General features: G+C 65.6%; 11 protein-coding genes. 4 read left to right on the forward strand and 7 right to left on the reverse strand.

Annotation, left to right across the window (positions count from 1 at the left end; translation table 11 throughout):
- The coding region (locus tag DN387_RS19130; protein WP_254506172.1) for an STN domain-containing protein at positions 1 to 342 on the reverse strand (342 nt) is incomplete at its 3' end.
- Between the two features lie 138 nt (positions 343 to 480).
- On the opposite strand from DN387_RS19130, the gene DN387_RS19135 reads away from it, so the two are divergent.
- The gene (locus DN387_RS19135; protein ID WP_054916095.1) at positions 481 to 801 is read left to right on the forward strand and encodes a hypothetical protein; all 321 of its coding nucleotides are present in this window, start codon (positions 481 to 483) and stop codon (positions 799 to 801) included.
- 353 nt (positions 802 to 1,154) lie between these two features.
- On the opposite strand, the gene DN387_RS19140 is transcribed toward DN387_RS19135, so the two are convergent.
- Complete coding sequence (locus DN387_RS19140) at positions 1,155 to 2,453, reverse strand: ATP-binding protein (RefSeq protein ID WP_054916096.1); 1,299 nt, start codon at positions 2,451 to 2,453, stop codon at positions 1,155 to 1,157.
- Between the two features lie 15 nt (positions 2,454 to 2,468).
- Entirely contained in the window at positions 2,469 to 3,170 is a 702-nt protein-coding gene (locus tag DN387_RS19145) for a response regulator transcription factor (protein ID WP_043859689.1), read from the reverse strand.
- Positions 3,171 to 3,325: 155 nt separating this feature from the next.
- Here DN387_RS19145 and DN387_RS19150 point away from each other — a divergent pair, with 155 nt between their 5' ends.
- From DN387_RS19150 to mobA, 3 genes are read left to right on the forward strand one after another with little or no spacing between them, the layout of a single operon-like run.
- Positions 3,326 to 4,504 carry an efflux RND transporter periplasmic adaptor subunit gene (locus DN387_RS19150; RefSeq protein ID WP_054916098.1) on the forward strand — a complete coding sequence of 393 codons (1,179 nt, stop codon included), beginning with the start codon at positions 3,326 to 3,328 and terminating at the stop codon, positions 4,502 to 4,504.
- Between the two features lie 11 nt (positions 4,505 to 4,515).
- Positions 4,516 to 7,644 (forward strand): efflux RND transporter permease subunit, encoded by a 3,129-nt coding sequence (locus tag DN387_RS19155; RefSeq protein WP_043859687.1) that lies wholly within the window; start codon positions 4,516 to 4,518, stop codon positions 7,642 to 7,644.
- A 60-nt stretch (positions 7,645 to 7,704) separates the two neighbouring features.
- Positions 7,705 to 8,283, forward strand: coding sequence for a molybdenum cofactor guanylyltransferase MobA (mobA, locus tag DN387_RS19160; protein WP_054916099.1), 579 nt, complete (start codon positions 7,705 to 7,707; stop codon positions 8,281 to 8,283).
- A gap of 62 nt (positions 8,284 to 8,345) precedes the next feature.
- Here the strand turns inward: mobA and DN387_RS19165 are convergent, their stop codons facing one another.
- The 4 genes from DN387_RS19165 to DN387_RS19180 form a co-directional block, all read right to left on the reverse strand.
- Complete coding sequence (locus DN387_RS19165) at positions 8,346 to 9,923, reverse strand: diguanylate cyclase (protein WP_054916134.1); 1,578 nt, start codon at positions 9,921 to 9,923, stop codon at positions 8,346 to 8,348.
- 257 nt (positions 9,924 to 10,180) lie between these two features.
- Positions 10,181 to 12,013 (reverse strand): long-chain-acyl-CoA synthetase, encoded by a 1,833-nt coding sequence (locus DN387_RS19170; protein ID WP_054916100.1) that lies wholly within the window; start codon positions 12,011 to 12,013, stop codon positions 10,181 to 10,183.
- Positions 12,014 to 12,152: 139 nt separating this feature from the next.
- Positions 12,153 to 12,815: an iron-containing redox enzyme family protein gene (locus DN387_RS19175; protein WP_043859798.1), complete on the reverse strand. Its 663-nt coding sequence runs from the start codon at positions 12,813 to 12,815 to the stop codon at positions 12,153 to 12,155.
- A gap of 69 nt (positions 12,816 to 12,884) precedes the next feature.
- Positions 12,885 to 13,283 (reverse strand): ester cyclase, encoded by a 399-nt coding sequence (locus tag DN387_RS19180; RefSeq protein ID WP_043859797.1) that lies wholly within the window; start codon positions 13,281 to 13,283, stop codon positions 12,885 to 12,887.
- Positions 13,284 to 13,285 lie beyond the last annotated feature (2 nt).

Raw genomic sequence — 13,285 nt, forward strand, 5'->3', positions numbered from 1 at the left:
GGCCCCGCCTGTGGCACGCGGGTTCGGCGCGGCTGCCGGCAGTGCCACGCGCTGCACGGTGAAGGCCTCGGCGCCGCTGTAGCGGGCCATCAGCCCGGTGCCTTCGAGCAGCCTGCGCAGGCCGTCGCGGGCGCTGAACGCGCCGCTCAGCGGCATCGAGCGCTGGCGTGCGGTCAGCTCCCGGTCCACCAGTACCGCCATGCCGCTCTGCTGGCCGAAGGCGTGCAGCGCCTCGTCCAGTGGCTGGGCCGGTATGTCGAAACGGATCGGGCCTGCGCCGTGCACCGGCATCGCCAGCACGGCCAACAGCAGCACGGCGATTCTGGCAAGGCAGTGGCGCAAACCGGTGTCTCCCCCGAAAGTCGCCATCGTGGGGCCTGTGTATGAATCTGATGTGACAGCGGTAGGCAAAAAACCTTAACGATGTGGGAAGTCGCCTGGGGCTAGACTGGGGGAAACCGCTTCAGGGAGGGCATGGACATGGGCTGTCGAATCGCGGGGTTGTGGCTGGTTGCCGGTCTGCTGAGTGGCCTGTCGAGTGGCGTGGTGCAGGCGGGTCAGGACGAGGGTTGCATCGACGTGCAGGTGGGCCAGGCGCGGGCGCTGGCGTACGACTGCCTGACGCGCCAGTTGCAGAACGGCAACGGGCAGCGCGCGGCGCAGGCCAACCGCAAGGCGATGGAGGTGGATGTGAGCCGGCGCGCGCCGAACCAGCTGGGGTTGTTCAACCAGTCGGCCACGGGGCAGCGCATGGGCAATGCGTTCGGGGTGTCGGTGCGGCCGCAGCGGCCGGGGCCGTGAATTCGACTGCGGGGGGGTGTCAGTGCCGCCCTCTTCGCTGGCAAGCCAGCTCCCACACGTGGTGACTCAAGGGCCGCGTAAAGATCTGCAAGATCGTGGTGAGCCCATCGCGGGGCAAGCCCGCTCCCACAGGTACCGCGGGGACCCGGGGCCTGTGCAAAACCTGTGGGGCTTGACCTCTTCGCTGGCAAGCCAGCTCCCACAGGTGGTGACTCAAGGACCGCGTAAAGATCTGCAAGATCGTCGTGAGCCCATCGCGGGTCAAGCCCGCTCCCACAGGTACCGTGGGGACCCCGGGCCTGAGCAAAACCTGTGGGAGCGGGCTTGACCCGCGATGGGCCGCGCAGCGGCCCCTACCGCCCCCGCGGCAAGCAGATGCGAAACTGTGCCCCCCCCAACGCCGACTGCCCCACCGTCAGGGTGCCACCCTGCCCCTCGATCACCCGACGGCTGATCGCCAACCCCAGGCCAAACCCGCCCGTGGCACGGTCCCGACTGCGATCCAGGCGGTAGAACGGCTGGAAGATGCGCTCGCGCTCCTCCTGCGGAATGCCAATGCCGTCATCCTCGACGGTCAGCACGCACGCGCCCTTGGCATCCACGCTCAGGCGCAGCAGGATGCGCTGCCCGCAATAACGCATGGCGTTGCGGATCAGGTTCTGCACCGCCCGCGCCGTCAACCGCGGGTCCAGCACAAAGCGCGGCAGATCCGGCTCGGCACGCACCTCCAGGCTCACCCCGCGCCCATCCAGCTCTTCGGCATAGCTGCCCAGGATGCTGTCGACGAATTCGGGCAGCGCCACCTCCACCCGCTCGCCACCCTGGCCATTCTGCAAGCGGTTGTACGACAGCAGCTCAAGCACCAGCGCATCCAGCTCGCGCACGTGCCCCACCAGTTCCAGCAGGCGCTTGCGACTGGCCGGGGGCATTTCGTCGTACAGCAGCACCAGGCCAAAATCCAGGCGGGTCAGCGGCGTGCGCAGCTCATGCGACACCGCATTGAGCAACTCGCGCTGCTGGGTCAGCAGGCATTCGATATCCGCCGCCATGGTGTCGAACACCTTGGCCAACGCGCCGATGTTCGAGCGTGGCGAGATCAGCGTGCGCTCCGCCAGGTTGCCTTCGCCCAGGCGCTGCGCCGTGGCCTTGAGCCGCTGCAGGTCACGCCAGTGCGGGCGCACCCAGAACAGCAGGCAGCCCAGCAGCGCCGCACCGATCAGCACGGTGATGCCCCACGACAGCAGGTAGATGTCCGCCGGGTCCGGCGGGTTGCGCAGCACCACCATCCACTCGCTGTCCAGCGGCGCCAGGGCGGTTTCGTAATAGCCCCACTCCCCCAGGCGCACCACGTACTGGCCGGCCTGCAGGTGCGCCTGCTCCTCGGCGTTCAGGTCCAGGTCGGCGCGCCGGCGCAGCTCGATGCTGAGGGGGGCGAAATCGGTATTCAGCGCCTCGGCCACCTGGGGCCAGCTGTCGCGGTGCTTGAGGTGGAACTGGTTGACGATCAGGCGCTGCACGCCCCGCGCCTGGTCCTGGTTGTAGGCGATGTAGCGGTCATGGAACACATGCAGGATGAGTTCGGGGATCAGGAAGATCGACCCGGCATACGCGACGATGGTCACCAGATACAGGCGTACCAGAATTTTCAGCATGGCCGTGGCCGCTCCTCAGAATTCCCACTCGACTCGGCTGAACAGGTAGCCCTTGCCCCACACCGTCTTGATCTTGCGCGCCTCGCCGGCGCTGTCGTCGAACTTGCGCCGCAGCTTGGATATGGCCACGTCCACCGAGCGGTCGGTGCCGTTGAACTCGATGCCGCGCAACTGCTGCAGGATGCAGTCGCGGCTGAGCACGCTGCCGGCATTGCGCGCCAGCACCACCAGCAGGTTGAACTCGCCGCTGGACAACTCCACCGTCTGGTCGCGCCACAGCACGGTGCGTTCGGCCAGGTCGATGCGCAGCCCGCCGATCACGATCAGGTCGCTCTCGAGATGCGGCTCGTTGATGCTGCTGCGCCGCAGCAGGGTCCGCACCCGCGCCAGCAGCACGCGCGGCTCGCACGGCTTGCTGACGTAGTCGTCGGCGCCCATCTCCAGGCCCAGCACCTGGTCGTGGCTGTCGTCGCGGGCGGTGAGCATGAGGATCGGCAGCAGCAGCGATTCGGCGCGCAGCTGCCGGCACACCTGCAGGCCGTCCAGGCCCGGCAGCATCAGGTCCAGGATCACCAGGTCGGGTTTGCTGCGCCGCGCCTCTTCCAGCACGTGGTCCCCCCGCGCAATCACGCTGACGCTGAAACCATTGCGTTGCAGGTAGCTGGCGATCAGTTCGCTCAAGGCGCAGTCGTCTTCGACCAGAAGGATAGTGGGCATGGGTAGTTTGAAAGGCCGGGAAAGTCAGGCAGGATATAGCGCTTATTCGCAGGTCGCGAAATTCTTCACACTTTTTCACACTCGCCCTACATAGCTTAACAACTGCCTGTAGCGCGGCTGCCTTAGCATTGCCGGGTCATTTATGGAAGATCCGCATGCCCAGTTCAAGCCCCGTCCGTCTGCGTACCCTGGCGCCCCTGTTGCTGCTGAGCCTGGCCCTGGCCGGCTGCGACAGCAAGCCGCCCGCCGAAGAACAAGCCCCCAAGCCCGCCGTCAGCGTCGAAACCGTGCACGAGCAACCCCTGGCCATCAGCACCGAGCTGTCGGGGCGCATCCTGGCGCCACGCATTGCCGAGGTGCGCGCGCGGGTGGCCGGGGTGGTGCTCAAGCGGGTGTACCGTGAGGGCAGCGACGTGAAACAGGGCGACGTGCTGTTTCGCATCGACCCGGCACCGTTCAAGGCCGACTACGACAGCGCCCGCGCCAACCTGGCCAAGGCCGAGGCCACGCGCTTTCAGGCGCGCCTGCAGGACCAGCGCTACGCCGAGCTGATTTCGATCGACGCGATCAGCCGCCAGGAGCATGACAACGCCCGCGCCGCCGCCATGCAGGCCGACGCCGAAGTGGCAGCGGCCAAGGCCGCGCTCGAGCGTGCGCGCCTGAACCTGGGCTATGCCACCGTGACCGCGCCGATTTCCGGGCGCGTGGGCCGTGCCCTGGTGACCGAGGGCGCGCTGGTGGGGCAGAACGAATCGACCCCGCTGGCGATCATTCAGCAGCTCGACCCGATCCATGCCGACCTGACCCAGTCGACCCGCGAGATCAACGCCCTGCGCCGTGCCCTGCGTGCCGGCGAGCTCAAGCAGGTGGGCCAGGACCAGGCCCGCGCCACGCTGATCCAGGATGACGGCACCCCTTACCCGCTGGCGGGCAAGCTGCTGTTCTCCGACATCAGCGTGGACCCGAGCACCGGCCAGATCACCCTGCGCAGCGAGTTCCCCAACCCCGACCTGGACCTGCTGCCCGGCAGCTTCATCCGCGTGCGCCTGGAACAAGCGGTGCAGCCCAAGGGCATCAGCGTGCCGCAGCAGGCCATCCTGCGTGACAGCGCGGGCCTGCCGCGGGTGCTGCTGGTGGACGCCGAGCAGCGCGTGAGCGAGCGCGCCGTGGTGCTGGGCAGCGTGCAGCAGGACCGCTGGATCGTCACCGAGGGCCTGGCCCCGGGCGATCGCATCGTCACCGAAGGCCTGCAGCACGTGAAGGTGGGTGACCAGGTGAGCGTGACCCCCGCCACCGACACGGCTGCCCCCATCGCCCAGACCACCGCCCAGTGAGGCCCTGATCCATGCCGCAGTTCTTTATTGACCGCCCGGTGTTCGCCTGGGTGGTCGCGCTGTTCATCCTGCTCGGCGGTGCGCTGGCCATCCCGCAGTTGCCGGTGGCCCAGTACCCCAACGTGGCGCCGCCACAGATCGAGGTGTACGCGGTATACCCCGGTGCCTCGGCGCAGACCATGGACGAGAGCGTGGTCAGCCTGATCGAGCAGGAGCTCAACGGCGCCGATCACCTGCTGTACTTCCAGTCCACCAGCAGCCTGGGCAGCGCCACGGTAACGGCGACCTTCCAGCCGGGCACCAACCCGGAACTGGCCCAGGTCGATGTGCAGAACCGCCTGAAGATCGTCGAGTCGCGCCTGCCGCGGGCGGTGACCCAGCAGGGCCTGCAGGTGGAGAAGATCTCCACCGGGTTCCTGATGCTGGTGACCCTGACCGCCGACGATGACCGCCTCGACGAAACCGCGCTGAGCGACTTTTTGGCGCGCAACGTGATGAACGAGGTGCGCCGCGTACCGGGCGTGGGCAAGGCGCAGCTGTATGGCTCGGAACGCGCCATGCGTATCTGGCTCGACCCGCAGAAGCTGATCGGCTTCAACCTCACCCCCGAGGATGTGAACCTTGCGATTGCCGCGCAGAACGCCCAGGTGGCCCCTGGCAGCATCGGCGACCTGCCCGGCAGCCCGACCCAGGAAATCACTGCCAACGTGCTGATCAAGGGCCAGCTGTCGACGCCCCAGGAGTTCGCCGACATCGTGCTGCGCGCCAACCCGGATGGCTCGCGGGTCACCGTGGGTGATGTGGCGCGGGTCGAGATCGGCGCCCAGGAGTACCAGTACGGCACGCGCCTGAACGGCAAGCCGTCCACCGCCTTCAGCGTGCAGCTGGCGCCCGGTGCCAACGCCATGCAGACCGCAACCCTGGTCAAGGCCAAGATGGACGAGCTGTCGCGCTACTTCCCGCCCGGGGCGGTGTACGACATCCCGTATGACACCTCGCCGTTCGTCAAGGTGTCGATCGAACAGGTGATCAACACCCTGATCGAGGCGATGGTGCTTGTGTTCCTGGTGATGTTCCTGTTCCTGCAGAACATCCGCTACACGCTGATCCCGACCCTGGTGGTGCCGGTGGCGCTGATGGGCACCTTCGCGGTGATGCTGACGCTGGGCTTCTCCATCAACGTGCTGACCCTGTTCGGCATGGTGCTGGCCATCGGCATCCTGGTGGACGACGCCATCGTGGTGGTGGAGAACGTCGAGCGGATCATGGCCGAGGAAGGCCTGCCGCCCAAGCAAGCCACGCGCAAGGCCATGCAGCAGATCAGCGGCGCCATCGTCGGCATCACCGTGGTGCTGGTGGCGGTGTTCGTGCCGATGGCGTTCATGCAGGGCTCGGTGGGGGTGATCTACCAGCAGTTCTCGGCGTCGATGGCGGTATCGATCCTGTTCTCGGCGTTCCTTGCCCTGAGCCTGACCCCGGCGTTGTGCGCCACCCTGCTCAAGCCGATCGCCAAGGGCGAACACCACGTCAAGCGCGGTTTCTTCGGCTGGTTCAACCGCAAGTTCGAAGGCATGAGCAACGGCTACCAGCGCTGGGTGATGCACGCGATCCAGCGCAGCGGCCGCTACCTGGTGGTGTATGGCCTGCTGCTGGTGGCGCTGGGCTGGACCTTCAGCCAGCTGCCCTCCTCGTTCCTGCCTACCGAAGACCAGGGCTACACCATCACCGACGTGCAGCTGCCGCCCGGCGCCAGCCGCAACCGTACCGTGCAGGTGGCCGAGCAGATCGAGGCGCACAGCGCAGGCGAACCTGGCGTGGGCAACACCACGGTGATCCTGGGCTTCAGTTTCTCGGGCAGCGGGCAGAACGCGGCGCTGGTGTTCACCACGCTCAAGGACTGGTCCGAGCGCACCGCCAAGGACAGCGCCGAGGCCATCGCCGAGCGCGCCAACATCGCCTTCAGCCAGTTCAAGAACGCGGTGGCCTATGCGGTGCTGCCGCCCTCGGTGGATGGCCTGGGCACCTCGACCGGTTTCGAGTTCCGCCTGCAGGACCGTGCCGGCGTGGGCCATGCCGGGCTGATGGCGGCGCGTGACCAGTTGCTGGCCGAGGCCGCGAAAAGCCCGGTGCTGGCCAACGTGCGCGAGAGCGCCCTGGCCGAAAGCCCGCAGGTGCAGCTGCTGATCGACCGCAAGCAGGCCAACGCGCTGGGCGTGTCGTTCGACGACATCGGCACGGTGCTCAACACGGCCATCGGCTCGACCTACGTCAACGACTTCCCCAACCAGGGCCGCATGCAGCGGGTGGTGGTGCAGGCCGAGGGCGACCAGCGCAGCCAGGTCGAGGACCTGCTCAAGATCCACGTGCGCAACACCAGCGGCAAGATGGTGCCGTTGTCGGCCTTCGCCCAGGCGCAGTGGGTATCGGGGCCGGTGCAACTGACCCGCTACAACGGCTACCCGGCCATTGCCGTGTCGGGCGAGCCGGCACCGGGCTACAGCTCGGGCGCGGCGATGGCCGAGGTGCAGCGCCTGGTCGATGCCCTGCCGCTGGGCTTTGGCCTGGAATGGACCGGGCTGTCGCTGCAGGAGCAGTTGTCCGGGGCGCAGGCACCGATGCTGATGGCGCTGTCGCTGCTGGTGGTGTTCCTGTGCCTGGCGGCGCTGTACGAAAGCTGGTCGATCCCTACCTCGGTGCTGCTGGTGGTGCCGCTGGGCGTGCTCGGTGCGGTGCTGGCGGTGACCCTGCGCGACATGCCCAACGATGTGTTCTTCAAGGTCGGCCTGATCACCCTGATCGGCCTGTCGGCGAAGAACGCGATCCTGATCATCGAGTTCGCCAAGAGCCTGGTGGACGAAGGGCATGACCTGGTCGAGGCCACCGTGCAGGCCGCGCGCCTGCGCCTGCGGCCCATCGTGATGACCTCGCTGGCGTTCATCCTGGGCGTGGTGCCGCTGGCGATTGCCACCGGCGCCAGCTCGGCGAGTCAGCAGGCCATCGGCACCGGAGTGATCGGCGGCATGCTCAGCGCCACGCTGGCGATCGTGTTCGTGCCGGTGTTCTTCGTGGTGGTGATGCGCGTGACCGGCTGGCGCCGGCGTGACGCCCAGGCCGACACTGCGGTGGTCGAACAAAGCTGATGGACAGCCGCGCGGCGGTCATGGGATGGTGCTAGCCCGCTTATGGACTGGAACCCTGCAATGACCGCCGCCGTACTTCCCCCCTGCTCCGTTCTTTTGCTGGCCGGCGGCCGTGGCCAGCGCATGGGCGGGCAGGACAAGGGCCTGCTGTCCTGGCAGGGGCGCCCGCTGATCGCGCACGTGCACGCCGTGGTGCGTGACCTGAGCGATGACCTGATCCTTTCCTGCAATCGCAACCAGCACGCCTATCGGGCGTTTGCCGACCAGTTGGTGGGCGATGCCGAGCCTGGGTTTCCCGGGCCGCTGGCCGGGGTGCTGGCCGGGCTTGCGGTGGCGCGGCATGCCTGGCTGGTGGTGCTGGCGTGTGATGCACCGCTGATCGAGCGCGGGTTGCTCGAGCAGTTGCTGAGCGTGGCGGTGACCGGGGACTGCGCGGCGATGGTGCGCCAGGGCCAGCAGTGGCAGCCGATGTTCTGCGTGATCCCGGTGCGCCAGCAGGCGAGCTTGCAGGCGGCATGGCAGGCCGGTGAGCGCAGCCTGCTGCGGGCGTTGCTGGAGCATCCGTTGCAGGCAGTGGAGTGTGCAGAGGAGGACCGGCGCCTGAGCAACTTCAATACGCCGCAGTGGTTGCGGCAATAAGGCTTTTGTGTCGTCTGTGAGGGCCTCTTCGCGGGCCAAGCCCGCTCCTACAGAGGCTTGCGCTACCCCTGTGGGAGCGGGCTTGACCCGCGATGGGCGGCACCGCCCCCCTCGAACACCACACACCGATTACGCCCCGCCGCCTTGGCCGCATACAGCGCCTGATCGGCCGCCGCCACCAGCGTCAGGGGCGTTTCGCCCTGCCCCGCCATGCCTGCCACGCCGATACTCACCGACACCCGCCCGAACGGGCTGCCAGCATGCACGATGTTCAGCTCGGCCAACCGCGCCAGCACCGTCTCGGCCACCACCACCGCGCCCGCCACCTCGGTATTGGGCAGCACCATCGCCAGCTCTTCCCCGCCATAACGCGCCACCACATCCGTCGGGCGGCGCACGCACTCGCGCAGCAAGGCGCTCACCGCCTTGAGGCATTCGTCACCGCCAATGTGTCCGTAGGCGTCATTGAAGCGTTTGAAATGATCGATATCGATCAGCAGCAGCGCCAGCGGCTGGGCCTCGCGCTGGGCACGCCGCACTTCGCTGGCCAGCACCTCGTCGAAACGCCGGCGGTTGGCCAGCCCGGTGAGCGTGTCGTGGGTGGCCAGCACCGCCAGCTGCCGGTTGGTGGCCAGCAGTTCTTCGCGCGCCACCAGCAGTTGCGCATCCATCTCGGCACGATGGCGCATGTCGCGGATCAGCAGCCGGCCAATCACCGCGATCACCCCCTGCAACGCCAGCACCAGCCCCACCGTCAGCCACGCTTCCATGCGCCAGGCGTCCAGGGCCTCGCGCTTGCCGATGGCCACGGTGGTCACCAGTGGCAGGTGCTCGTTCTTGCGAAACGCATACAGGCGCTCCACCCCATCCAGGCTCGAGGCAAACGAAGCCGTGCCCACCGAGTTTTCCACCAGGTAGCGGGTGTAGATCGGCGACCGGGAAAAGTCGCGGCCCATGTCCTGCTCGCGAAACGGGTAGCGCACCAGGATGCGCCCACTGGTGTAGGTGAGCGCGATCGCACCGTCCTTGCCCACGTCGATCTTGCCGAACAGGCGCAGAAAGTTCTCCACCCCCAGGGTCACCGCGATCACCCCGGCGAACTGCCCCCCGGGCTGCTCGAAACGCCGGCTGACGGTGATCACCCAGTCCTGGGTGGAGCGGCTGCGGATCGGCGGGCCGATGAACACCTCGCGGGACGGGTTGTCGCGATGGTGGATGAAGAACTCGCGGTCGGCGCTGTTCGCACCGTCCGGAATCGGGCCGTTGGTCGACATCAGCCATTCGCCCGTCGGGCCATAGACGGTCAGCCCATGCAGTTGCGTCAGCAGTTCGTTCTGCTCCTCCACCAGCCCGGCCAGGCGCGCCAGTTGCTGCGGCCCGCCGCCATCGACTTCGAGCCGCTCGCTCAGGCCCAGCAGCATCATCGAACTCTGGCGGATGATGCCCTCGGCATAGGTGTCCAGTGCCTGGGTCAGGTTGAGGCTGTGTACCTGAACCTCGTTCAGCGCGCGCTGACGTGCAGCCCATATCTTCCAGGCCGTCAGCGATGCCAGCGATACGCAGATCACCAGCAACAGCAGCACGGCCAGGCGCACGTCACGCTTGTGCGGCAGCGGCACCGGCAGTAAGGGGGTCGACATCATGAAACGCTCCTGCGATGCCACAACTGAAGGCATCCTGCCATCAGCTGTACTCCGGAATGCCCTGTACCGCAAGGGGCAGAGCATCAGGCGCGCAATCAAGCGGTGAGGGTCACGACGGGCTGCTGCAGAATCCGGCAGGCAGAAGTTGCAGGGCGGTGAAGCTGAAAGTGGGACGCAAGGCCGCCCGCTCCAGTGAGCAGCCTTGCGCATGCATGCAGGCAGGCCTTGCGGTGCGCCGCTGGCGCGGTTGCCCTTCAGTAGCGGAACTTGCCGCCATGAATGTCCTGCAGCACCTGATCGGTCACCCGCACGTAGGTTTCGGTGCCCGGCAGCCAGGCATACACCGGGTCTTCGCCGGTCTGGCTGGGGTCGAAGGCTTCGCTTCTGAGCTTGGTCTTCTGGTACTTGAAGGTGCCGGTGGTTTCCATGCAGGTCTTGACGCGCAAGAACATCGGCACCGCGTAGTGAGGCATCTGGCTCTTGACGAAGCGCAGCAGGTCGCAGAAATCCAGCTGCTCCAGCGGCGCCGACGGGGTGATGGCGGCCATCCCGGCGCGACCGTTGGTGTTCTTGATTTCCACCCCGTAGGCCACGGCTTCGGCAATGTGGGGGTGCTGCACCATGATGTTCTCGACTTCGGTGGTGGAGACGTTCTCGCCCTTCCAGCGGAAGGTGTCCCCCAGGCGGTCGACGAACTGGGCATGGCCAAAGCCGATATCGCGAATCAGGTCGCCGCTGTTGAAGTAGCGGTCGCCCTTTTCGAACACGTCGTAGAGCACCACCTTCTTGCTCTTCTCCGGGTCGGTGTAGCCATCGAACGGGGCGTCGTCGTCGATCTTGGCCAGCAACAGGCCCTGACCGCCCTTGCCGACCTTCTGCATGAATCCGTCGGCGTTGCGCCGTGGTTCGCCGGTGTCGTGTTCGTACTCCACCAGCGACCAGGCGTTGATGGCAAAGCCGATGGTGTTCTCGAAATTGAGGATGTTGGTAAAGCCGATGTTGCCGTCACTGGCGGCGTAGAACTCGCAGACCCGCTCGATGTTGAAGCGTTTCTTGAAGTCGAGCCACACGCCCGGACGCAGGCCGTTGCCGATCATCTTAACCACCGGGTTGTCGCCATCGTTGCCGGCCGCAGGCTGATCGATCAGGTAGCGACACAGTTCACCGACGTAGCAGATGGTGGTGGCCTTGAATTTGCGCGTGTCTTCCCAGAACTGGCTGGCGCTGAACTTGCGGCGGATGGCGAAGCCCGAGGCACCGGCCAATGCCGAACCCCAGCTCACGCACAGGCCAGTGCCGTGATACAGCGGCAAGGTGCAATAGACGATGTCATCGGGGCGCATGTCCAGGGCGATCATGCCGAAGCTGCCGTAGACCTTCATCCAGCGCCCATGCTTGAACACCCCGGCCTTGGGCAGGCCGGTGGTACCGGAGGTGTAGATGTAGAAGCAGGCGTCGTCGAGGTAGACCTGCTGGGTAGTCGCCGGATTGGCCGTAGCGTGCCCCTGACTGGCAAGGGTCAGGTTGACGTAGCCCTCGGGGGCGGTGCCGGCATCGCGCGTGGTGTCGGTGTCGGCCAGGAAAAAGGTGCGCTGCCTGTCGATGGCCGCCTCGTCGCGCACCGCCTCGAACGATGGCACCAGCTCCTGGCCGACGATGATCGCCGACGGGTTGACCAGGCCCAGGCTGTGGATCAGCACGTTGTTGGTCTGCGAGGTGTTGAGCATGGCGCAGATGCCGCCGATCTTGCTCACGGCCAGTACGCTGACCAGCAATTCGGGGCGGTTCTCGATGAAGATGCCTACCACATCGCCTTTTTTCAGGCCACGGGCCAGCAGGTAGTGGGCGAAACGGTTGGCCCACTGGTTGACCTGTTCGTAACTGAAGCGCGTGTCCTTGTAGAGCAGCGCCGGCCCTTGAGGGTTGCGCGCAACCGCCTGTTCGAAGGCCCAGCCCAGGCCACAGGGCTGATCGGCCTTGAGTTTGGAAACCTTGAGGCCCCTGACGAGCCGAGGAATGGCCCGAGTGATCGAGGGAATTTTGCGCAGCATCATGCCCCAGGTAATCATGTCGCTATTACTACTCATGGCACCTCCTGGTGGATTGACCGTGGCCGCCAGGCGGTTCGACAAACGCCATGACCAGCCAATCGTTTTTATTGTTGTGCACGCCATGTGAAAAAGTCCTCGCGCAGCGGGGTGCGCGAGGACGCCTGGTACCGATCAATCAGAACTCGTCGGCGACCGACTCGAGGATCTTGCCCATCAGGTAGACCGTGGTGCGGGCCACTTGCTTGACCGCCTCTTTTTCTTCGTCGGTCACGACCCAGCGGTCGATGGCGGCGTTGACCTGCTCGGAGTGCTTCTCGTCGATGATCGCGTGGGCGACGAAGAAGGTCAGTTGCTGGTCGGTCAGCTTGAGATGGTTCTTGCACACGTCCATCAGGGGTTCGAGGTGCTCATAGCAGTCCTCGGCCCAGAAGCTGTAGCCCAGGCGCGGAATGATGCCGCGGCATACGGAAACGAAGTCCAGGTAGCCGTAGAACGCCTCGGTGGCCGGCAGCATCGGTTTCTCGAACTCCGACGGGTCCACGCCAATGGCGATCAGGTCGTTGTACGCCATGTTTTCGTGGCCCAGCTCTTCCAGCGCATGCTTCATCGCGAAACGCAGCAGGCCGACCTTCTTGTGGTCCTGGTTCCAGCACGCCACCGCCTGGTTGATCGCGTTGTTCTTGGTGTAGTGGTACACCTGGACAATCGACTTGATGTACAGCTCACGCTGCAGTTCGGGACGCTTCATCATCTGGAAGAAACGGCCGGCCTTGATCTTTTCCCATTCGGCGTCACAGATGGCTTTGAGCTCTTTGCGAAACGCGGTCACTTCAGTCATTTCACTCTCTTCCTTGGCGTGTTGATAAATCGTTCATGACACGTGTTATACGGTCAGGCGAATACGGCGTTACAGGCGCAGCACGGACTTGATGATGTAGATGAACTTGGAAAAGAAGCCCAGGCCTTCGATAGTGTCCCAGTGTTCCATCAGCACACCATTTTCAACACGGTAGATATCGATCACCTTGTAGTTCACCGTGAAGAACCTGTGCTTGGCCCAGTGCTTGGCATACAGGAAGACATAATCGCCTTCGGCGCAGACCCGCTCGATACTGGTACCCGACTCGGGGAACGTCTTGAAGAACTGCGTGAAGTAGGTCTTGAAGCCTTCGCGGCGCGGGGGAATGAACACGTTGTTGTGCTGCACGTAGTCCTCGGCAATCAAGGTATCGGCAACCGCCAGTTCACGCTGACCAAACATGCGCTCGTAAAACTCGATGACCACTTCTTTGTTCCTGGCTTCCATCT

This window comes from Pseudomonas sp. FBF18 (assembly GCF_024261405.1).
In the GTDB taxonomy this organism is placed as follows: Bacteria; Pseudomonadota; Gammaproteobacteria; order Pseudomonadales; family Pseudomonadaceae; genus Aquipseudomonas; species Aquipseudomonas palmensis.